Consider the following 19,650-nt stretch of genomic DNA (forward strand, 5'->3'; position numbering starts at 1 on the left):
TACCCCATCCCAGAATAAAAGGAATTATGGATGAATCCCTGTTACAGGACTTTGCTGACCGGTGTCGTTCTGCTGCTTACCGGCTCTCCCGTCGCATTTGCAGGCACTATCGAAGCCATCAACCATACCAAATGGGCGATTAATCATTTCAGCGTTAACGGACAGTCCGGTCTGGATGCCATAGGCCCCTTTCAGGGGGGAGGCGGCGGGTGCTGTTACCGCGCGCCGCCGTCATGGAAACCCGGCCTGACAGTCAGAGTGGATTGGGAAACAGGTCTGGGTAGCACTCTTGATATGACAGAACCCAAACCCATCCCACCTAATACCACAGGGATGTCTCAAAAAGACAGAAATCGTGCCTGGGATGAGTACAGTGCTAAAAATAGGGAATGGTTCGCAAAAATCAGGCGGATGAAAAAACAGCATTCACGCATCGTGCCACTCCCGCCCTATACCTCCACAGACAAAACCTGCGGCATCACCGTGCATTTCCAGCCCTGTGACCAGGTAAAAGTCACAACAAGCTGCGCCGATTACGGCAGTCCGGCTTATCCGGTTAAAGACCCCATTCAGATGAAGGAGCCCGCCGTATGTCCGAAGTGAATAGTGCGCCGGTCTGGTATCCACCATCTTTCCCGGAGCAGGGACGCCTTCCCTCTGTTGCCTCTTTGACCGGGAAAAACTGTCACCAGCAGGACAGTCAGGAGCGGGCTTACCATAACGAACTCTGTCTCGCCGCAAACCGCCTGGTCGCGCCGCCCTGCTGCAAAACCCTGCATATCAGCGTGTTCTTTGACGGTACCGGCAACAACCTCAATCACGACCTCAACATCGCAGACCCCAAACACCCCACCAATATCGCCCGCCTTTTTCGTGCCACCGTAGGACAAGGCTATGCCGCCGGGCTCGGAAATAATAATTCAGCTCTGACGGACCTGCCGGACACGGCCGGCAACAAGTATTATAAGTACTATATGCCCGGTATCGGCACCCCGTTCCCGGAGATTATGGATCTCGATTTCACCATGGGCGGGCTGGCCTTTGCCTCTCACGGGGAAGACAGGATTAACTGGGGACTACTGCGCATCATTGATGCGCTGCGACGTACCACCGGACTCGGTAAAATGGACGACGGAGAATGCTGGTCATCGGTGCAGGCTATGTCCACCACCATGATGTCCTTCGGGCTGACCGGCGGCAGTAACCGCTATAACGAGTTTCAGCGCCTTCTTAAATCTCCACCGCTGCACAGCAGACTGAAAGTGGCGCTTAATCCCGGGGGCCCCGGACAAATGAAGCTACTGGGCATTAAGCTGTATATTTACGGTTTTTCGCGGGGTGCGGCGGCAGCACGCGCCTTTGTCAGCTGGCTCAGCGAACTGCTTCCCGCCCCGAAGGAAGGCCAGGATAAACCGGAGCAGTGCCTGATGTCTGGCGACCTTAAAATCCCTCTCAGCGTTGAGTTTCTCGGTCTGCTCGATACTGTCGCATCCGTCGGAATACCGCATATCGCCCCGGTTGCCGAAGGGCATATGGGCTGGGCTGACGGCAATCAGGCACTGCCGGAGGAAAAAAGATACGGCGGACTGATAAAGCACGGTGTACATCTGGTTTCTGCTCACGAGCAGCGTCTGTGCTTTCCGCTGGACTCCATCCGCCGCACCGATGGCTCCTATCCGGCCCGCTGCGTCGAGGTACTCTATCCGGGCATGCACTCCGACCTCGGCGGCGGCTATCCACCGGGGGACCAGGGCAAGGCGAACGGGCCGGATGATGCCCTGCTGCTGTCACAGATTGCCCTACATGACATGTATGCCGCCGCTTTCGCCGCTGGCGCCCCTCTTAAGGTTCCCCTTGAAGCCATCCCTGACGCGCTGAAAAAAGACCAGTGGCGGGCATTGCCGCCGGATGTACAGGATGAGTTTATCATTGAGTCTCTAATGGTGCGTCGCTTTAATGCCTGGCGTACCCTGACCCTGAACCTCGCCTCATTAGAAGAGGATATCAGCCCGGAGCAGGCCTCTCAGTTCACACCTGCGCTAGCACCAATTCCCCTGGAAAAGGCTATGGAAACCCAGGTCGCCTGGCTTACCACCTGGCGCATCGGGCGTTACGCCACAGGAACCTATAAAACACAGCGCTTTTACCTCGATGCCGCCGCCAGCGGCCTGGATGCCGACAGTGACCCGGAAGTCCGCAAAGCCCATGAACAGGAGCGGGAAGACAAACAGAAGGCCGTGGAAGATGACCGCAAAAACGAGTTAATCAAGGCGCCAAAAAACAGTTTTATCCTTCTACCTCAGGGACCGAAAGACTTCGATGCAATGCTCGGTCAGACCCAGCTGCGACAGGGTGCTGAAGAATTCAGGGAGGATTACCGGGAACTGCGGCGGGACAGTACTCAATCATGGTATTACGAACCCCTTTACGCCCTTAAAAATACCCTGTACCTGCTGAACACCGACGATGAATACGCGGAGTGGATGCGCATGAAGACTGCCGGCGAATCCCGGCTGAAAGTGCTGTTTCCTGACACCGGCGAAGCTGTCAATACAGACCGGCCCGCCAGTCTTGTCCGAGCATTGTTTGACGATCAGATCCATGATTCACGGGCTTGGTTCATGCACAATGCCTTTGGCTCCCGTGAACCCTGGGGCGGTTACTTCCGTTACCGGATGGTCTATTTCGGCAACAACTGCAACAAATCACTTTCCCCCCTTATTGTGGCCGGCTGGGTGGTGGGCGCCGCCACGTTGGCGGGTGGCGTGGCTCTCGCCATCAGGCAAAAAAGCGTTCAGGGGAAAATACTGGGCGTCGCCGGTGCCTTCGGTGCCATCAGTCTGGAAGTTGAAGCGATCGATATTCTGTCCGGGAAACCGATCCCCATGCTACCTGGCTCAGAACTGCTGAGAGCCTTCACACAGCAACCGGGGGTGGCTATCGCACAGCAAAAAGCCGCCATGGCAGAGCAGTATCTCGCACAGCATAAAGACGCGATTAACGCCATCTTGCTGGAGCTTGCGCAGGAAACCATAAATTAATCAAAATACAACAGGCCGGGCAGAACGTATGATGTATGCCGATTAATCATGATACTGGTAACAATTTAATCAATAATTGACGACGCTTTAATATCCGTGCCACCATTCCGCGAGCATCCAGTCCTGGATGCCGGGCGGTACGGGTGCAGTGATAGAGGTCGTCAACAAAACGATCCCCCCGTGACCTGGCTCCATTCGACTCGTCGCCTGATGCGGCGAGCGGCTTACCCTGGCGGGAAATACCGACATGCATCAAAGTTTCAACCAGCGCGTCCATTTTTACTACTGCATTCTGGTCGCGCTGAAAATCCACGTAAAAACGAAGAAATCGGGCGGAGCGAGAGGGAAAAATAATTTTCTTCTCAAATGGTTACGCAAGGCGCAGGACAACAACATTTTTCATCCGGATATCACCAGCGAAATCGAATGGCTGCGTGGCAAAATCATCCAGGCGGGACACGATACTGACCTTGAGCCGATGCTGGAATTCGTCTATGCCACCGCCCGGCGCGCCGAAATGCTCAAAGATGCCGACTAACCCTTATTAAGCTAGTTGCAAAATATCGCCGGTGGCCGGTGCCTGTGCGCCGGCGAGCCACAGTTTTCCCCAAGCGCCGGTACAGTGACAGGCCATAATTTTCTCCACCTGCAGCTGCTGTAAGTAACTCCTGACCTGCCAGACCCTGGCGACAGATGTGGCGCGTAGGTGTAGCCCACCGATCAACGCGTGGACCCGCTCAATGCCGGTGATATTCTGACAATGCCGCACGATGTTCTCTACTCCGCGATGTCCGCAGCCGCAGATGATGACCAGACCGTGGTCGGAGAGATAAATAAGGACGCCTTCATCGACGATATAATCAGGCGTCAACGGCGTACTGGCTAAAACGCCAAAGGATTGCGGACGGTTTACCACGATCTCTCCGGACCACAACAGACGTTCGCTGATGGCAAACGGCTGCCGGTAGCATTCCATGCGAAAGCGGGAATAGTCGAGCTCAAGCGAGAGTTTTTTGATTTTGCGTACGTGCCGGCCAAGGCTGATAGCGGCATAGCGCGGTTGGGCAAGCCGTGGATGACAGATAATTCGACTCTCATCCGGCAGCCAGGGGACGCCGCCGCAATGATCGTAGTGGCCGTGTGATAATACCGTCGCGGTCAAATTCTCCAGTTTAATCCCCATCCACTGCGCATTCTCAAGAAAACTGCCGTCCGGGCCGGTATCAAACAGCACTTTACTGGTTTCATCTTCAATGAGCAGGCTGAGCCCGGCTTTGGCTATCAACGCCGGGTCGGCGTGCGCCGCAAGGCGATTTTCCAGTAATACCCTGATGGTTAAGGCCATTATATCATTCATCCCTGTTATATATGCACGACCAGTGTAACGAAGAAACCCTGCAATCTGTGTGATGAACGCCGCACCCTTCACCCCCAAAAAAGTGACACCGTCACTAAAAAACAGCTTCACAACCGCGCTACGTCCTCTATGCTGATGAACGCGGAACATTAATCTGAGGTCGACTATGGCAGACTGGAATCCCTCGTTGTATCTGAAATTTGCTGATGAGCGTACCCGACCGGCGGCTGAGCTCACGGCGCGTATTGCGCAACAGCCGGTAAAGCTGGCAGTCGATCTGGGCTGCGGCCCCGGTAACAGCACTGCCTTGCTGCGTGCTACCTGGCCTGAAGCACGAATTATCGGCGTTGATAATTCCGTCGCCATGCTGGAACAGGCGACGCAAGCGCTTCCCGATTGCGAATTCGTTACGGCGAATATCGAAGACTGGTATTCCGCAGAGCGGGTTGACCTGATTTATGCCAATGCCTCTTTGCAATGGCTCACAGACCATCAAACGCTGTTACCACGGCTGGCCGGTCAGTTAAGCGATGGCGGCGTTCTGGCGGTTCAGATGCCGGATAACTGGCAAGAGCCCTCTCATACTCTGATGCGTCAGGTTGCTGAAGAACTGGGATTTCCGGAAAGCGGCCGACAGCCGCTCCCCAGCGTCCAGCAGTATTACGACTTGCTGACCCACAGCGGCTGCGAGGTAGACATCTGGCGCACCACCTATTATCACCCTCTGGAGTCGCACCAGGCGATCGTTGACTGGCTGCAGGCGACCGGTCTGCGCCCGTATCTGCAAAATCTTGATGAAGCAGAAAAGAAGGTGTTTTTAGAGCGTTATCTGACGCTGTTACAGCAACACTATCCGTTACAGTGTAACGGAAAGGTGCTGTTATTGTTCCCGCGGCTGTTTATTGTCGCGCGACGCCTGGTTAACGCCTCGTCGCCAGTTCGACCTCAACGTTAAGCGCATTCAGTTGATTTACCACGCTGCTACTCAGCCCGTCATCGCTGATGATGACATCAAGTTCGCTCAGCGGCAGGATCAGGTAATTCGCCATTTTTCCGTATTTTGATGAATCGCTGAGCAGGATACATTTTTCACTCACCTTCGCGACGGTCTGTTTCACGATGGCTTTATTTTCGTTAGGCGTCGACAGACCGCGTAAATTCCACGATGACGCTGAAATAAACGCGACATCGATAAACAGATTCTCTAACATTTTCGCCGTCAGGTGGCCAACGGCTGACTGATTTTCACGACATAGACGCCCGCCGGTATGAATCAATTCACACTGCCCGCGTTCAATCATCAAATTGGCAATGGCAAAATCATTGGTGACGATCAGCAAATCCTTGCGCTCAACCAGGTTTTCAGCCAACGCCAGCGTCGTGGTCCCGGCATCCAGATAGACGGTGCTATTCGCCGGAATATGCTTAAGCGCCGCCAGGCCAATAGCTTCCTTTTCCTGTGGGAACATCAGAGTCTTATCGCGATGCGAAGGTTCATTCAGCAAGCGGGTTCGTTGCGGCAGGGCCACGCCCCCTGATACGCTGGCCAGCACGTTAAGCTGCTCCAGGCGCTGAATATCGCGGCGGATCGTCATATGCGACACGCCCAGCGCCTCGACCAGTTCGACGACGCTGACCACCCCTTTGTCTTTAATGATTTCCAGTATCTTCTCTTGTCTTTCCAACGGCAGCATCGATTTCTCCTGATGGTGTCTCGTCATCTCATATTTTCACATTTTATCACATTCAGATGGGCTGTACATCGGATTGACAGCGCCACACCATGTGAAAAATAGATAATAAATGTTATTTAATGTGATCACCGTCGCTGTATTCATCATCTGAATCATTGATATTAACATTTAACAACAGATAGTACCGTAAATTAACACTCGCTGTATGAAGAGGACTGGATATGAGAGCAGGCATAATTGCCGATGATTTTACCGGCGCGACGGATATCGCCAGTTTTCTGGCCAATAACGGAATAGCGACCAGCCTGTTTAGCGGCGTCCCAGGAGAAGATTACCTGGGTGATGCTCGCGCATTAGTCGTGAGTCTGAAATCACGTTCTGTTCCAGCCAAAGAATCTGTGACACTGTCACTGAATGCGCTGCACTGGTTGCAACAACAGGGGTGCGATCGTTTTTATTTTAAGTACTGCTCCACCTTCGATAGCACGATCGCGGGGAATATCGGTCCGGTCACCGATGCCTTAATGGATGCGCTGGGCGTCGCAACCACGGTGATCTCTCCGGCCTTGCCCATTAACGGTCGTACGGTGTATCAGGGACATTTATTCGTTGAAGATCGCCTGCTCCAGGAATCCGGTATGCGCAATCATCCGGTCAATCCCATGGATGACAGCGATCTGCGACGTTTAATGGAACGTCAGTCACGCGGAACATGCGCCGTTATCAATGCTCAGATGCTGGAGTCCGGCGAGGCGGCCGTGCGCGACGGCATCCAAACCCTATCCGCCGCGGGCTATCGCTATATCGCACTGGACGCATTAAACGATAAACATCTGCAAATTCAGGGACAAGCGCTGCACGATATGAAGCTGGTTACCGGGGGATCCGGCTTAGCCGCCGGTCTCGCGCGCTGCTGGGCCAACGCCACGGCGCCTTCCCTTCCCTTTAGCGTCACCACGCCAGCGGCCAGCACGGTAGTATTATCCGGCTCCTGTTCTATGAGAACTCAGGCGCAGGTGGAAAAATACCGCCAACTGGCGCCATCGCTGGCCGTGGACGTGGCAGGTTTGCTGGATAAACGTTGGACGCTTGATGAGTACTGCGTCCAGATCGTTGAATGGCTGAAAAAGCAGTCCAACGCGGACATGGCGCCTATGATTTATGCCACCACTTCGGTCGCCGAACTGCACAATATCCAGCAGCGCTATGGCGCCGAGCCAAGCCGGTTGATCGTTGAGGCGCTGTTTTCTCTGTTGGCAAAACAACTTGTGCAGCAAGGCGTGAGCCGGTTCATCGTCGCTGGTGGAGAAACCTCCGGCGCGGTAACGCAAGCGCTGGAGCTTCGCCATTTCGCTATTGGCGCCGCGGTCTCACCCGGCGTGCCGTGGATTAAGGCAGATTCCCGACCGCTTTTCCTGCTGCTCAAATCGGGTAATTTTGGCGATGACAATTTCTTTGCTCGCGCGCAGTCCGCGGAGGTTTGCGCATGAACGAGTCATCCTTACGCCAACAGATGGTGGCTATCGCACGCTCTTTCTTTCAACGCGGCTACGCAACCGGTTCGGCGGGCAATCTTTCCGTCCAGCTTGCTGACGGCACGATTCTGGCCACCCCGACAGGCTCCTGTCTTGGCGAGCTTAACGCCGAAGAATTGTCGCACGTGACCCTGAGCGGTGAATTGCTCTCGGGGTTAAAACCCTCAAAAGAGGTGAGTTTTCATCTCGCGCTGTACCGCAACAATCCTCAGTGTCGCGCCGTCGTCCATCTGCATTGCCACTACCTGACGGCTTTATCCTGCCTGCAGGATCTGGATCCGGCTAATACCCTGCCGGCCTGCACGCCGTATGTGGTCATGCGGGTAGGTGAAATACCGCTTGTCCCCTATTTCCGCCCAGGCGATCCGCAGATTGGCCAATGGCTCGGCGAACGCGCCGCGCAGCATAAGGCTTTTTTGCTGGCTAATCATGGTCCGGTGGTGGTGGGTAAATCGCTTCGCGATGCCGCCGACAATCTGGAAGAGATGGAAGCGTCCGCCCGCCTGTTCTTCACGTTGAAAAACAGCCCGGTGAACTATCTCGATCATCAACAAATGACTGTGCTTCGAGGAATGCAATAATGTTGAAACTTGCTGCCAATTTATCGATGTTATTCGGCGAAAATCCGCTTCTGGAGCGCTTCTCCCTGGCGGCTAGTGCCGGTTTTAACGCCGTGGAGATGTGGTTCCCCTATGAATATCCCGTAGCGACCGTCGCCCACGAATTAGAGAAACATCACCTCAAGCTTATCGGCATCAATACTCCGGCAGGCGATACCGCACGCGGCGAATGGGGGTTATCGGCTTTACCCGGCCGTGAACAGGAAGCCCGCAAAGCCATTGATTTAGCTATTCATTATGCTGCAGCTCTGCAGTGCCCGGCGATACACGTTATGGCGGGCGTCACCGAAGGGTTCGACCGGCAGCAATGTGCTAACACGTTTATTGACAACGTACGCTACGCGGCGGATCGAGCCAAACCGCATAACATCACCATTCTGCTTGAAGGTTTATCGCCCGCCACCCGTCCGGGATATTTATTTTCCAGCCAATATCAGGCGATGGAATATATTCACCAGGCGGACCGCGATAATATTCGACTGCAGCTTGATATTTTCCACGCCCAGCAAGTCGATGGCAATCTAACTTATTTATTGAAAAACTTTAAAGAGTATATCGGCCATATCCAGATCGCATCTGTACCGGCGCGCCAGGAACCGATTGACGGCGAAGTGGATTATCAATGGATATTCGCCGTACTCGAGCAGGAAAAATATGAGGGTTACGTCGCCGCAGAATATAGTCCACGCGCCGGGACACAAGCCGGACTGCGCTGGGCGCAACCTTGGTTAAATAACTAAAAATCACATAATATCAATGCCTCAGTGAGCGCCGATGCGCGCTCATTTTCTGGAGATAGAACTATGTCAAACCACTCTGCGTTGAGCCTGGAGGCGGTTGCGCCTGCCGTAAATGAAGAGTTAGTGTGGAAGAAAGTCGTCCGCCGCACGCTGCCCTTATTAATGATTTGCTATATTCTGGCCTATCTTGATCGAATCAACGTCAGTATCGCTAAATTGCAAATGTCGAGCGATCTGGCCTTTTCCGATACTGTTTACGGTATCGGCGCGGGAATATTTTTTATCGGCTTTTTCTTTTTTGAAATTCCCAGCAATATGATCCTTCATCGCTTCGGCGCCAGACGTTTACTTGGCGGTTTACTTATTTCCTGGGCGCTCATCGCGCCGCTGACGGCATTCGTGCGCACGCCGCTGGAGTTTTATACCGTGCGCTTCTTTTTAGGCGTGGCGGAATCAGGCTTTTATCCCGGCGTAATTCTGTATCTTTCGTTCTGGTTCCCCAGCTATCGCCGCGGACGGATGTTTGCCCTCTTTGCTACCGCCGTGCCGCTTTCGGGGATCCTCGGCGCTCCGCTTTCTGGCTGGATTATGGGCCATTTTCATGAGTATGGCGGTCTCGCTGGCTGGAAGTGGTTGTACATTATTGAAGGCGCGCCATCACTGCTGATTGGCGTACTGGTGATATTTCTGCTTACCGACCGCATTTCTCAGGCGAAATGGCTTTCAGATGACGAAAAAGCGTTGCTCGAGGCGCGACTGCACAGCGATGGCAGCCATAAAACCGAGCAGCATGGTTCAATGCTGGCCGTCCTGAAGAATCCGAAGGTCTGGTTACTGACTTTTATCTATTTCTGCCTGATTGCCGGGTTCTATACCGTTAGTTTCTGGATGCCAACGCTGATTCACAACGCCGGTGAAGGCGATGTGCTGAAAGTCGGATTGTTAACCGCTATTCCTTATGCCGCAGCGATAGTCACCATGATTGCCGCTTCGCGTAGCGCCGATAAACACAGAGAACGTCGCTGGCATCTCGCCGCCATCGCCGTCATGAGCGGCCTGGGCATGATTATTGCGGCGTTGTTCAGCCACGATTTGGTGATTGCGATGATCGGCTTAACAATTGGCGCCGCGGGCGGATTGAGCACCCTACCACTCTTCTGGAGCCTACCGACGGCCTTCCTTGGCGGCGCTTCAGCGGCGGTTGGTATCGCGGTAATCAACTCCTTTGGCAATCTCGCCGGCTTTGTCGCGCCGTGGATCATGGGCCTGCTCACCGATATGACCCATTCGACGCTAACTGGCACCTTAATCATCTCCGCGACGCTGTTTATCGGCGCCGCTGCGATATTCCGCATTCCTGCTCGTATGGTTAACCATTAATAATATTGAGAACATCACCATGAATAATACATTAACGATTGCCGTTACCGGCGCCGCCGGATTTCTTGGCTCCCAACTGGTCAAGGCCCTGCTTCAACGTGGTTCGCTAAGCGGCCCGCAGGGCGAAACGCAAGAAATCGGTAGACTGATCGCTATCGACCGCGTGGCATTACAGGGGATCGACGATAGCCGTTTACAAGTATTAACCGGCGACATCAGCGATAGCGAATGGTTACGTAGCGCGATTCCCGCTCAGGTCGATAGCGTCTTTCATTTAGCCGCCATCGTTTCAAGCCAGGCGGAACAAGACTTCGAGCTGGGGATGAAAATCAACGTTGATGCCTTCCGCCAACTGCTGGAGCACCTGCGTCAGCTGCCGCAGAGCGTCAAACTGGTGACCACCAGTTCGGTGGCGGTGTTCGGCGGCGACTTGCCGGAAAAAGTGAGCGATTCACAGGTATGGTTGCCGCAGAGTTCTTACGGCACACAAAAAGCGATTTGCGATCTGTTACTGGCGGATTACAGCCGACGCGGTTGGCTTAATGGCAGAAGTCTGCGCATGCCCACCATCGTCGTGCGTCCGGGAAGGCCCAATCAGGCGGCATCGAGTTTTGCCAGCGGTATTATCCGCGAGCCTCTTAATGGAGAACCCGCCGTTTGCCCGGTCCCGGCGGATACTCGTTTATGGCTGTTGTCGCCCCGTAACGCAATTAAAGCTTTAATTCACGGGCATGAACTGGCTGAAGCACAGTTGACGGACGGTCGGGTGATTAATCTCTGCGGGCTGTCGGTCAGCGTCGAACAGATGATCGCGGCGTTACGCCAGGTTGCCGGCAGTGAGGTCGCGCAGCGCATTACCTTCATCCCCGATGCCGCCATTGAACGCATTGTCAATTCATGGCCCGGCGATTTCGACACGCGTTACGCTCAGCGTCTTGGGTTTAGCGCCAACCACAGCTTCAGCGAAATGATCGAAGAGTATATGGCGGATTACCTCAAATAGGTTCGGTACCAGCGGCGCCCGACGGCGCCGCGGCATGTTACCAGGGGAAGTCGTGAACCAGCGAAAGATCCCAGGCGGTGGCCAGTAACGACAGAAACATAATCAGATTAACGGTAGTTTCGATTCGTTTTTCCATGTTGCTTCTCCTGTGTCGCACAGCTAGAGCTTCATCAGATACCGAACATAATCGTCCGCAGGAGTGAATTCATCATACAGTCGGCGTGCAGGATTATCGTGACGGGTGTGCCAGTACAGCCGCGACCATCCCTGAATTTTACCTTCAGCCTGCAGGGTTTGAATCAGCGTTCTCGCGACTCCCCGTCCGCGGGCTTTTGGCGCAACAAACAGGTCTTCCAGATAACAAATTGGCGTCATCACCCAGGTGCCTTCGTGCAGTACGCAGATAGCAAACCCCAGCACCTCGCCATCAACCACGGCCACCCGGCCGATTACCGGTGAATGCGGATCCAGCAAACGCCGCCAGGTATGTTCGGTAACGCTATCCGGCTGCGGGCTATTATAGAACTGCGTGTACCCCACCCATAACGCTCGCCAGGCGCTGTAATCCCGGTCGGCAGGTTCACGAATGTCGATATTCATTGATGGGATCTCCGCACGCTAAACGTCATCGTTAAGTCATTATTTTGCTTTCTGAAAATGACTTCAAGCGCCGAGTGCACATTTCATCTTTTTCCTCCCTACTAAGCGATGCGGGTATGGCGTTACTGCAACGGTTTATTGTTAATAACAATCAGAATGTTGTAACTAATGATAAAAATTAACCCGGCAGCATGCCGGGTCATTACAGTGGAGCGTTTAGCACAGCGGTTTTACGGCACTGCGCATGCCATCACGTAAAATAGCCTCCAGATCGACCGTCACCTGCGCCGTCAGCCCCGGCACCTTCGTCAGATCCTGCTGCCAGTGCGTTTCTACCGACAACACCGACGTTACCAGATCCCGCGTTGCAAGCTGGCCGTCGCGATGCTGCGCCCACAACGACTGGAAGCGTTCGATCCACTCCGCGTCGTCCTGAACCGGGTAGACTTCACCGTTACGTTCGCCGCGGTAGAAGGCGATCAGCGCCGCCAGCGCGAAGGTCAGGCGCGCTGGGAGCTTACCGCTCTGCTTCTGCCCTGCCAGCAGCTGCGGCAGGATACGAGTGCGGAATTTAGTCATGCCATTAAGGGCGATAGATAACAGTTGGTGCTTGATATAGGGATTGCGGAAGCGTCCTGTTACCGCGCTGGCGAATGATTCCAGCTCATCGCGCGGCAGATCGAGAACCGGGATAATCTCCTGGTATATCGCTTTTTCGACAAATGCGCAGACTTCCACGTCGTTCATCGCTTCACCAACGGTGTCCAGACCTGCCTGCCAGGCCACCGGCACCAGTGCGGTATGCGCGCCGTTGAGAATCGCGACCTTTCGTTCTTTATACGGTTTGATATCGTCAACAATCAGCACGTTGAGCGGTAATTTATCGAGGCGCAGTTCGGCGGCCAGCGATTTCGGCCCCTGGATCACGAACAGGTAAAAGTGTTCGGCGGTATCAAGAAAGGCGTCGTTATAGCCAAGCTGCGTTTCAATCTGCTCCGCTTCATCGCGCGGATAGCCGGTCACGATGCGGTCCACCAGCGTCGAACAGAAGGTGTTCGCCTCTGCAAGCCAGGCGGCGAAAGCTGCCGGCAGCACCCATTCACGTGCATAGCGCAGCACCAGTTCACGCAGCGCCTCGCCGTTATAATCAATGAGCTCACAAGGGATGATAACCCAGCCTTTATCAGCAGCGCCGGCAAAATGGCTGAAGCGCTCATATAGCAGCCGCGTCAGTTTCGCCGGATAACTTACCGCGGGCGCATCGTCGAAACGGTCGCCCGCATGGTAACTAATACCGGCCTCCGTGGTGTTGGAGAAGACAAAACGAATGTCCGGATTGTGCGCCAGGCGCAGAAATTCATCGTAATCGTGGTAGGCGCTAATTTCGCGGTTTACCGAACGAATAAGACGCGCATCGCTGACCGCCTCGCCCTTTTCATTCAATCCGCGAATAATCGTGGTGTAGAGGCCATCCTGAGTGCTTAGCGACGGCGGGAAATCGCTGGCGATGGGTCGGACGATGACCACGCCAGCATTCAGGTCAGTATGCTCGTTAAGCAGGTCAATCTGCCAGTCAACAAACGCGCGCAGGAAGTTACCTTCGCCAAACTGGATGATACGTTCAGGGTACTGCGCGCCGGGGAAATCACGACGGTTTAAGGTTTTCACAATGGGTTCCCTCTTAGAGTAGTCATACAACCTGAGTAATTGGTCCAATAAGTTATCAGGTTTTATGATTGGCAAAACCCCGTTTTGATCAAACCTCTTCGCTTTATTCTGTCGCCGGGAGGATCTTATAGAACAGCGTGGTGCTCGTCATTTCCCCGTCAGGCATTAAGGCAAACTGCGGAATTTCCCCCGCTTTTTGCCAGCCGCACTGCTGATAGAAGCGTTCCGCTCCGCTGCCGGTAGCGGTATCCAGCACCAGTACCGTTTTCCCGTGCGCCAGTGCAATAGCCTCAAGCTCGCTCATCAGTAACCCGGCGATCCCCTGTCGGCGCGCATTTTGGTGAACCAAAAGCTTGGCGATATCGGCACGGTGAGGCTGGTTTTCCGGTTGGTCGATAATCAACTGGACGGTCCCCACTATCTGCCGTTGTTGGTTTTCTGCCGCCAGCACAATCCGCTCACCGGCGGCGACGCTTTGCGCCATCCGCTGCCAGAATCGCTCGCCGGTATCCGGCGAAAACGGCTGCATAAAACTGACCGAAGCCCCGCCGTTAACGCAGCTGGCGAGGATTTCATTTAATTGCGGAAGATGCTCAAGAATGGATTCACGCGTCAGCGTGCGAAGTGAAATAGGTGTGGCCATGGGTTGCTCCCTGATAATGACCACATCACTATGTTTTTAACTAATATTTAACTCAAGCTAAAAGACCATTGGATTTTCTTATCACACGCCGTCAGGCAGCGCTTGCACGCAAACACGATTGCGCCCGGCCTGCTTGGCGTTGACTAACAGGTCATCCGCTTCCATTAGCAGCTGATTAAACAGCTCGGCGATCCGTCCTTCACCCACTTCACGGCACTGCAGGCCAAGACTCACCGTCAGGCGAATGCGCTGCTGCCCCCAGGTGAAGGTTTCCGACTCGATTCCCTGGCGAATTTTTTCCGCCAGCAGATGGGATTGTTGAGCATTATCGAGCAGCGCCGCGACGGCAAACTCTTCCCCGCCGATACGCGCCACCATCCCCTCTTCGCCTGCCAGTTCACGTACGCGCTGGGCAAACTGGGCCAGCACGCAGTCACCGCATTCATGACCCCAGGTATCATTCACCCGTTTAAAACCGTCGATATCCAGCACCATCACCGAGAGCTGTTTATTCGCCTGCGGCGCCTGACGTTTCAGCGCCTCGCCCAAACCGGAGCGCGAGTAAACGCGGGTCTGAAAATCAAAGTCAGCGCGGAGCGCCAGCTGTTTGACCAGGTTATTGATAGCCTCGACGCTGGTCGCCACGATCACCGGACTAATCAGCATCGCCGCCATACCAAGACGGGTTGAAAACAGCTGCCACGGCTGAGGACGCGCATCCGGCGACAGATGAATAAGCGAGTTCGCCACCAGCAGAATTTCCGTGATACCGGTCATAAATGTCAGCAGGCAGGTCAGCGGCAAGGGATAGCGAATCGCGCACCAGATCAAGGCCGGCAACGGGAAGGTCAGGCTTCCGGCGCCGCCTACCGCCACGCCGAGCGCTATCGATAACACCAGCGCGATAACCGGCAACAGTTGGCTAAAACGAAAGCGCCCAAGTACCGAGGGCAGCGTCAGGGTCAGAATAAACGGCAAGATGAGTACCGCTGTCGAGAACTGCTCGCTAAACCAGTCCGCCAGTTGCGGAATAAAAGTCGCCCGTTCAACATCAACCGAGCCCAAGGCGCCTACCGCGGCGCACACCAGCGCCGCCAGCAGGCAATAACAAAAGAGATTCAGAGCGTTAATTGGCCCCGGCATCGAATCGGCGCGCCGCTTATCCCACAGCACCAGTTGCGCCAGAATAACGATAAAGACGATATTGGAGAAGTTAATCAGCAGCGACGCAAAACCCATGCCCCAGCGGGAAGTCAGGCCGTCATAAACCAGCATCGCGGCAAAACAAATAGCGTAAAAATAGCTGCGATTTAGCCAGACGTAGCGTGCGAAAATACCTGCCATGACGGCATTGAGCGGCCAAAAGAACGAAAGCTCCTGCACCAGACGCAGCATGGCGCCCATAAAGTGCAGCAGGATCGTCAGCGTGAATAACACCAGCGCATCGCGCACCGGTTGATCCTCGCGAAATAGCGTGAATGACCGAATCGACAGTGAAGACATTCAGTAATTATCCGTCTAATTGTTTCAGGCAATTATTATGTAAATAATTAGTTAGCGGATTATCATAGCATGAGAATATTTGTTAGGCATACTGCCCATGCCTTCGCGTTACAGGTTAACGGTGGGTAATCGCATTCATTTCCATGACCAGCCAATGGTGAATCACCTGGACGACGTAACGCTGCTCCTCGCCGCTCAGTTCCCGTCCGCGCGGGATCGCATGCCATTTTTCCAGACAGCCGCGGCAGCAGGTGGCCGTGGCGTGCTGAGCGATAAACACCGGGTGCCCGCGCATCGGCGTCTGCTTACCATCATTAGCGATCTGCGCCGGAGCCAGCCGTTTGGCGATAAAATCCGCCGCATGGCTGTCGATAACCTCCGGCCCTTTATCATAACAATACTGCCGCTCTTTCGCCCCAAGGTGGAAGCGTGAACGGAACGTTGAACGCCCAAGCCGGGCGAACAGAGTTTCCATTGCAGACATCAGAACACCGATCTTCCTAAACGTTGGGTGAGTTTTTCCAGTAAAGCGATCCCCGCCAGCGAGTTACCGGCCTCATCAAGTTCCGGACTCCACACCGCAATCGCCATCTCCTGCGGCACAATCGCCACAATGCCGCCGCCGACGCCGGATTTTGCCGGCAGCCCGACGCGCCAGGCGAACTCGCCGGCGTTCTGGTACATACCGCTGGTCATCATCAGCGCGTTTACCTGCCGCGACTGTATCGGCGCGATAACCGGATCCGCCAGATGCGGGGCAATCCCCCGATCGGCGAGGAACAGGAAGGTCCGCGCCAGCTCGACGCAGCTCATCTCCAGCGAGCAGTAGTGGAAATAGTTTTGGAGCACCGTGGCGACATCGTTATGGAAATTGCCGAAAGATTTCATCAGCCAGGCGATGGCGGCATTACGTGCAGAGTGTTCGAACTCGGATCGCGCGACCACCGAATCATAGGCGATATCGTCCACCCCGCTCAGCCGACGCACGATCTCCAGCATTCTCTGACGCGGCGCGCTCAGACGGCTTTGCAGCATGTCGCAAACCACCAACGCTCCGGCGTTGATAAAGGGGTTACGCGGTTTGCCCTGTTCTATCTCCAGCTGCAGTAAGGAGTTAAAGGGCTGTCCGGAGGGATCTTTACCGACGCGTTGCCAGATCTCCTCTTCCTGATAATGGTTCATCGCCACCACCAGACTGAGCACCTTCGAGATAGACTGAATTGAGAAGCGTTCGTGGGCATCGCCGGCGCTATAGTGCTGACCGTCGACCGTACAGATAGCGACGCCAAGTTTATTGCCGCTAACGCGCGCCAGGGCTGGAATGTAGTCCGCTACCTTGCCGCGCCCAATCAGCGGCCTGATTTCTGCCAGAACGGCATCCAGCATTGCATTATTAATAACCGTCGCCACACTCGGCTCCTTGCCCACCATCGAAATTCGGGTGGCGAGTATAGCAGAGCGCGACGACGGACGTCAGGCGCTAACGTCGATTAGCGACGGTCTTTCCATACGGTTTGAATATTGCAGAACTCATGCAAGCCAAAATGCGACAGTTCCCGACCAAAGCCGCTTTTCTTCACACCGCCGAAAGCCACGCGGGCATCGCTGGCGCTATAGCCATTGATAAATACCCCGCCACACTCCAGACCACGAGAAAAACGTTCCGCTTCCGCGCTGCTTGACGTAAATACGGTTGCGGAAAGGCCAAACTCGCTATCGTTAGCCAGTTCAAGCGCATGCGCCGCGTCGCGGGCTTCGCTGATGGTAGCCACCGGTCCGAAAAGCTCCTGACGAAAACCGGTCATCTCGGGGGTAACGTTGGCCAGCACCGTTGGCGCGTAATAGTTACCGGCGCCGGCGATTTTCTCGCCGCCAAGCAGCAGCGTTGCCCCTTCTTTCAGCGTGGCTTCCACCTGTTGATGCAGTTCATCGCGCAGATCGAAACGCGCCATCGGACCGATATAATTTTGCTCGTCGCGCGGGTCGCCCATTTTCAACGCCGCCACCGCGGCCACAAATTTTTTGCTAAAAGCGTCGGCAATACCCGCTTCCACAATAAAGCGTTTCGACGCCGCGCAGACCTGTCCGCTATTCTGATAACGGCCGATGACGGCGGCTTTTACCGCTTCGTCCAGATCGGCATCGTTGAGCACGATAAAGGGATCGGAACCACCAAGCTCCAGCACGCATTTTTTCAACGCTGCGCCGGCCTGAGCGCCGATTGCCCGCCCGGCGCGTACGCTACCGGTCACCGTGACCGCCGCGATACGGTCGTCATTGATAATTTGCGAGACGCCCTCGTTCGTGGCGTTGATCCAGCCAAAAACGCCAGCCGGCAGTCCCGCTTCGGCAAACAGTTCGCCCAGCAGCTGCGCGCTGCCCATCACATTTGGCGCATGCTTCAGCAGATAACTATTCCCTGCCAGCAAAATCGGTACCGCGCCGCGCAGAACCTGCCAGACCGGGAAATTCCACGGCATCACCGCCAGAATCGGCCCCAGCGGACGATATTCAATCACCGCCTTATTATCTTCTACCTGGGTGGCTTCGGTCGCCAGCATCGCCGGGCCATGCTCGGCATACCAGTCGCAGAGATTGGCCGATTTACTCACTTCGCCGCGCGCCTGGGCGATAGGCTTACCCATTTCAAGGCTGATCATTTGCGCCAGCTCTTCGCCACGGGCGCGCATTACGCTACCGACTTTACGCAGCGCGGCGGCGCGGTCGGCGACCGCTACGTGGCGCCACTGGCGAAAAGCCTGTTGTGCCAGAGCAATGGCTGAATCCACTTGTTGTTCGGTTGACCACGGCAGAGACGACACGACTTCACCAGTGGTCGGGTTAACGGAAACCGCATGGGTGGCAGATAAATTCATGGTTATTCTCTCTGTAGGGATTGCGAAGTATGGATAGTGTGGCCTACCCTTCCTTTCATTGAAAATGAATAATATTAAGCAACGTATTCACAAAAGAAGAACAGTATGGACTTAACCCAGCTTGAGATGTTTAACGCCGTCGCCAGCACCGGCAGTATTACCCAGGCCGCGCAGAAGGTGCACCGCGTCCCGTCGAATCTGACCACCCGCATTCGCCAACTGGAGGCCGACCTCGGCGTCGAGCTATTTATTCGCGAGAACCAGCGGCTGCGTCTGTCGCCGGCCGGGCACAGTTTTTTACGCTACAGCCAGCATATCCTGGCGTTAGTCGACGAAGCGCGGATGGTGGTCGCCGGCGATGAGCCGCAAGGGCTGTTTTCCCTCGGATCATTGGAAAGCACCGCTGCGGTGCGCATCCCAACCACGTTAGCCCTTTTCAACCAGCGCTACCCGAAGATCCACCTGGCGTTATCCACCGGCCCGTCCGGCACCATGATTGACGGCGTGCTGGAAGGCGCGCTGAGCGCGGCGTTCGTTGACGGCCCGCTGGTTCACCCCGGTCTGGAGGGGCTGCCGGTGTTCCCGGAAGAGATGATGATCGTCGCCCCCTATGGCCATGCGCCGGTAACCCGCGCCAGCGAGGTTAACGGCGCGAACGTTTACGCATTTCGCGCCAACTGTTCTTACCGCCGCCATTTTGAGAGCTGGTTTCACGCCGACCGCGCGACGCCCGGAAGGATCCATGAGATGGAGTCCTACCACGGTATGCTAGCCTGCGTAATCGCCGGCGCCGGGCTGGCGCTGATCCCGCGCAGTATGCTGGAGAGTATGCCCGGCCATCAGCAGGTTTCCGCCTGGCCGCTCGCCGAAGAGTGGCGCTGGCTGACGACCTGGCTTGTATGGCGGCGCGGCGCGAAAACGCGCCAGCTGGAGGCATTTATTGAATTGCTGAACGAGGATCGTCAGGCGGCAACCGCGACATGATGGCGG

At 55.2% G+C, this 19,650-nt stretch carries 19 protein-coding genes; 10 read left to right on the forward strand and 9 right to left on the reverse strand.

Annotated elements, in window-relative coordinates; all coding sequences use genetic code 11:
- The first annotated feature begins 30 nt into the window (after positions 1 to 30).
- From tli1a to ABLV78_RS13045, 3 genes are all read left to right on the forward strand, one after another.
- Positions 31 to 603 (forward strand): Tli1a family immunity protein, encoded by a 573-nt coding sequence (gene tli1a / locus ABLV78_RS13035; RefSeq protein ID WP_047048182.1) that lies wholly within the window; start codon positions 31 to 33, stop codon positions 601 to 603.
- On the forward strand, positions 591 to 3,041 hold the full coding sequence (locus ABLV78_RS13040) for a Tle1 family T6SS lipase effector (RefSeq protein WP_047048177.1): 2,451 nt from the start codon (positions 591 to 593) through the stop codon (positions 3,039 to 3,041). Before tli1a ends, ABLV78_RS13040 begins: the two co-directional genes overlap by 13 nt.
- Before the next feature lie 247 nt (positions 3,042 to 3,288).
- Positions 3,289 to 3,579, forward strand: a complete 291-nt coding sequence (locus ABLV78_RS13045; RefSeq protein WP_015366702.1) for a hypothetical protein — start codon at positions 3,289 to 3,291, stop codon at positions 3,577 to 3,579.
- Between the two features lie 6 nt (positions 3,580 to 3,585).
- On the opposite strand, the gene ABLV78_RS13050 is transcribed toward ABLV78_RS13045, so the two are convergent.
- Entirely contained in the window at positions 3,586 to 4,386 is an 801-nt protein-coding gene (locus ABLV78_RS13050) for an MBL fold metallo-hydrolase (RefSeq protein WP_047048174.1), read from the reverse strand.
- A 178-nt stretch (positions 4,387 to 4,564) separates the two neighbouring features.
- On the opposite strand from ABLV78_RS13050, the gene tam reads away from it, so the two are divergent.
- A complete protein-coding gene (gene tam, locus ABLV78_RS13055) occupies positions 4,565 to 5,353 on the forward strand; it encodes a trans-aconitate 2-methyltransferase (protein WP_047048173.1) in 789 nt (262 codons plus the stop codon).
- On the opposite strand, the gene ABLV78_RS13060 is transcribed toward tam, so the two are convergent.
- The gene (locus ABLV78_RS13060) at positions 5,319 to 6,092 is read right to left on the reverse strand and encodes a DeoR/GlpR family DNA-binding transcription regulator (protein ID WP_045394489.1); all 774 of its coding nucleotides are present in this window, start codon (positions 6,090 to 6,092) and stop codon (positions 5,319 to 5,321) included. The genes tam and ABLV78_RS13060 overlap by 35 nt on opposite strands.
- Positions 6,093 to 6,313: 221 nt before the next feature.
- On the opposite strand from ABLV78_RS13060, the gene otnK reads away from it, so the two are divergent.
- The 5 genes from otnK to denD all read left to right on the forward strand — a co-directional run bounded on the left by otnK (position 6,314) and on the right by denD (position 11,370).
- Entirely contained in the window at positions 6,314 to 7,582 is a 1,269-nt protein-coding gene (gene otnK, locus ABLV78_RS13065; RefSeq protein WP_047048170.1) for a 3-oxo-tetronate kinase, read from the forward strand.
- The gene (gene otnC, locus ABLV78_RS13070) at positions 7,579 to 8,208 is read left to right on the forward strand and encodes a 3-oxo-tetronate 4-phosphate decarboxylase (RefSeq protein ID WP_045394494.1); all 630 of its coding nucleotides are present in this window, start codon (positions 7,579 to 7,581) and stop codon (positions 8,206 to 8,208) included. The genes otnK and otnC overlap by 4 nt, the downstream gene beginning before the upstream one ends.
- Positions 8,208 to 8,987, forward strand: a complete 780-nt coding sequence (gene otnI, locus ABLV78_RS13075; protein WP_047048168.1) for a 2-oxo-tetronate isomerase — start codon at positions 8,208 to 8,210, stop codon at positions 8,985 to 8,987. Before otnC ends, otnI begins: the two co-directional genes overlap by 1 nt.
- A gap of 63 nt (positions 8,988 to 9,050) precedes the next feature.
- On the forward strand, positions 9,051 to 10,367 hold the full coding sequence (locus tag ABLV78_RS13080) for an MFS transporter (RefSeq protein WP_045394499.1): 1,317 nt from the start codon (positions 9,051 to 9,053) through the stop codon (positions 10,365 to 10,367).
- A gap of 19 nt (positions 10,368 to 10,386) precedes the next feature.
- Entirely contained in the window at positions 10,387 to 11,370 is a 984-nt protein-coding gene (gene denD, locus ABLV78_RS13085) for a D-erythronate dehydrogenase (protein WP_047048165.1), read from the forward strand.
- Between the two features lie 159 nt (positions 11,371 to 11,529).
- Here denD and ABLV78_RS13090 read toward each other — a convergent pair whose 3' ends face one another.
- From ABLV78_RS13090 to sad, 7 genes are all read right to left on the reverse strand, one after another.
- Complete coding sequence (locus ABLV78_RS13090) at positions 11,530 to 11,970, reverse strand: GNAT family N-acetyltransferase (RefSeq protein ID WP_047048162.1); 441 nt, start codon at positions 11,968 to 11,970, stop codon at positions 11,530 to 11,532.
- A gap of 216 nt (positions 11,971 to 12,186) precedes the next feature.
- Positions 12,187 to 13,638 carry a tagaturonate reductase gene (locus tag ABLV78_RS13095; protein WP_348865357.1) on the reverse strand — a complete coding sequence of 484 codons (1,452 nt, stop codon included), beginning with the start codon at positions 13,636 to 13,638 and terminating at the stop codon, positions 12,187 to 12,189.
- Positions 13,639 to 13,741: 103 nt separating this feature from the next.
- The gene (locus tag ABLV78_RS13100) at positions 13,742 to 14,281 is read right to left on the reverse strand and encodes a GNAT family N-acetyltransferase (RefSeq protein WP_047048155.1); all 540 of its coding nucleotides are present in this window, start codon (positions 14,279 to 14,281) and stop codon (positions 13,742 to 13,744) included.
- 81 nt (positions 14,282 to 14,362) lie between these two features.
- Positions 14,363 to 15,784, reverse strand: coding sequence for a GGDEF domain-containing protein (locus tag ABLV78_RS13105; RefSeq protein WP_045394513.1), 1,422 nt, complete (start codon positions 15,782 to 15,784; stop codon positions 14,363 to 14,365).
- Between the two features lie 115 nt (positions 15,785 to 15,899).
- Positions 15,900 to 16,268 carry a DUF4186 domain-containing protein gene (locus tag ABLV78_RS13110; protein WP_047048151.1) on the reverse strand — a complete coding sequence of 123 codons (369 nt, stop codon included), beginning with the start codon at positions 16,266 to 16,268 and terminating at the stop codon, positions 15,900 to 15,902.
- Entirely contained in the window at positions 16,268 to 17,194 is a 927-nt protein-coding gene (glsB, locus tag ABLV78_RS13115) for a glutaminase B (RefSeq protein ID WP_015366717.1), read from the reverse strand. The genes ABLV78_RS13110 and glsB overlap by 1 nt, the downstream gene beginning before the upstream one ends.
- 80 nt (positions 17,195 to 17,274) lie before the next feature.
- Complete coding sequence (sad, locus tag ABLV78_RS13120; protein WP_047048148.1) at positions 17,275 to 18,660, reverse strand: succinate-semialdehyde dehydrogenase; 1,386 nt, start codon at positions 18,658 to 18,660, stop codon at positions 17,275 to 17,277.
- A gap of 105 nt (positions 18,661 to 18,765) precedes the next feature.
- Between sad and ptrR the strand changes: the two genes are divergently transcribed.
- Positions 18,766 to 19,644, forward strand: coding sequence for a putrescine utilization regulator PtrR (gene ptrR, locus ABLV78_RS13125; protein ID WP_047048144.1), 879 nt, complete (start codon positions 18,766 to 18,768; stop codon positions 19,642 to 19,644).
- Positions 19,645 to 19,650: the final 6 nt, after the last annotated feature.

Origin of the sequence: Klebsiella sp. CN_Kp075 (assembly GCF_040065055.2) — a bacterium.
GTDB classification, from domain to species: Bacteria; Pseudomonadota; Gammaproteobacteria; order Enterobacterales; family Enterobacteriaceae; genus Klebsiella; species Klebsiella aerogenes.

Bases quoted from the DNA above. Each gene is read 5' to 3' on its own strand.
- ABLV78_RS13105 (WP_045394513.1), bottom strand. From the start codon at position 15,784: ATGTCTTCACTGTCGATTCGGTCATTCACGCTATTTCGCGAGGATCAA.
- otnK (WP_047048170.1), top strand. From the start codon at position 6,314: ATGAGAGCAGGCATAATTGCCGATGATTTTACCGGCGCGACGGATATC.
- otnC (WP_045394494.1), top strand. From the start codon at position 7,579: ATGAACGAGTCATCCTTACGCCAACAGATGGTGGCTATCGCACGCTCT.
- ABLV78_RS13090 (WP_047048162.1), bottom strand. From the start codon at position 11,970: ATGAATATCGACATTCGTGAACCTGCCGACCGGGATTACAGCGCCTGG.
- ABLV78_RS13040 (WP_047048177.1), top strand. From the start codon at position 591: ATGTCCGAAGTGAATAGTGCGCCGGTCTGGTATCCACCATCTTTCCCG.
- denD (WP_047048165.1), top strand. From the start codon at position 10,387: ATGAATAATACATTAACGATTGCCGTTACCGGCGCCGCCGGATTTCTT.
- ABLV78_RS13100 (WP_047048155.1), bottom strand. From the start codon at position 14,281: ATGGCCACACCTATTTCACTTCGCACGCTGACGCGTGAATCCATTCTT.
- tli1a (WP_047048182.1), top strand. From the start codon at position 31: ATGAATCCCTGTTACAGGACTTTGCTGACCGGTGTCGTTCTGCTGCTT.
- ABLV78_RS13050 (WP_047048174.1), bottom strand. From the start codon at position 4,386: ATGGCCTTAACCATCAGGGTATTACTGGAAAATCGCCTTGCGGCGCAC.
- sad (WP_047048148.1), bottom strand. From the start codon at position 18,660: ATGAATTTATCTGCCACCCATGCGGTTTCCGTTAACCCGACCACTGGT.
- ABLV78_RS13045 (WP_015366702.1), top strand. From the start codon at position 3,289: ATGCATCAAAGTTTCAACCAGCGCGTCCATTTTTACTACTGCATTCTG.
- tam (WP_047048173.1), top strand. From the start codon at position 4,565: ATGGCAGACTGGAATCCCTCGTTGTATCTGAAATTTGCTGATGAGCGT.
- otnI (WP_047048168.1), top strand. From the start codon at position 8,208: ATGTTGAAACTTGCTGCCAATTTATCGATGTTATTCGGCGAAAATCCG.
- ABLV78_RS13080 (WP_045394499.1), top strand. From the start codon at position 9,051: ATGTCAAACCACTCTGCGTTGAGCCTGGAGGCGGTTGCGCCTGCCGTA.
- ABLV78_RS13110 (WP_047048151.1), bottom strand. From the start codon at position 16,268: ATGTCTGCAATGGAAACTCTGTTCGCCCGGCTTGGGCGTTCAACGTTC.
- ABLV78_RS13060 (WP_045394489.1), bottom strand. From the start codon at position 6,092: ATGCTGCCGTTGGAAAGACAAGAGAAGATACTGGAAATCATTAAAGAC.
- ptrR (WP_047048144.1), top strand. From the start codon at position 18,766: ATGGACTTAACCCAGCTTGAGATGTTTAACGCCGTCGCCAGCACCGGC.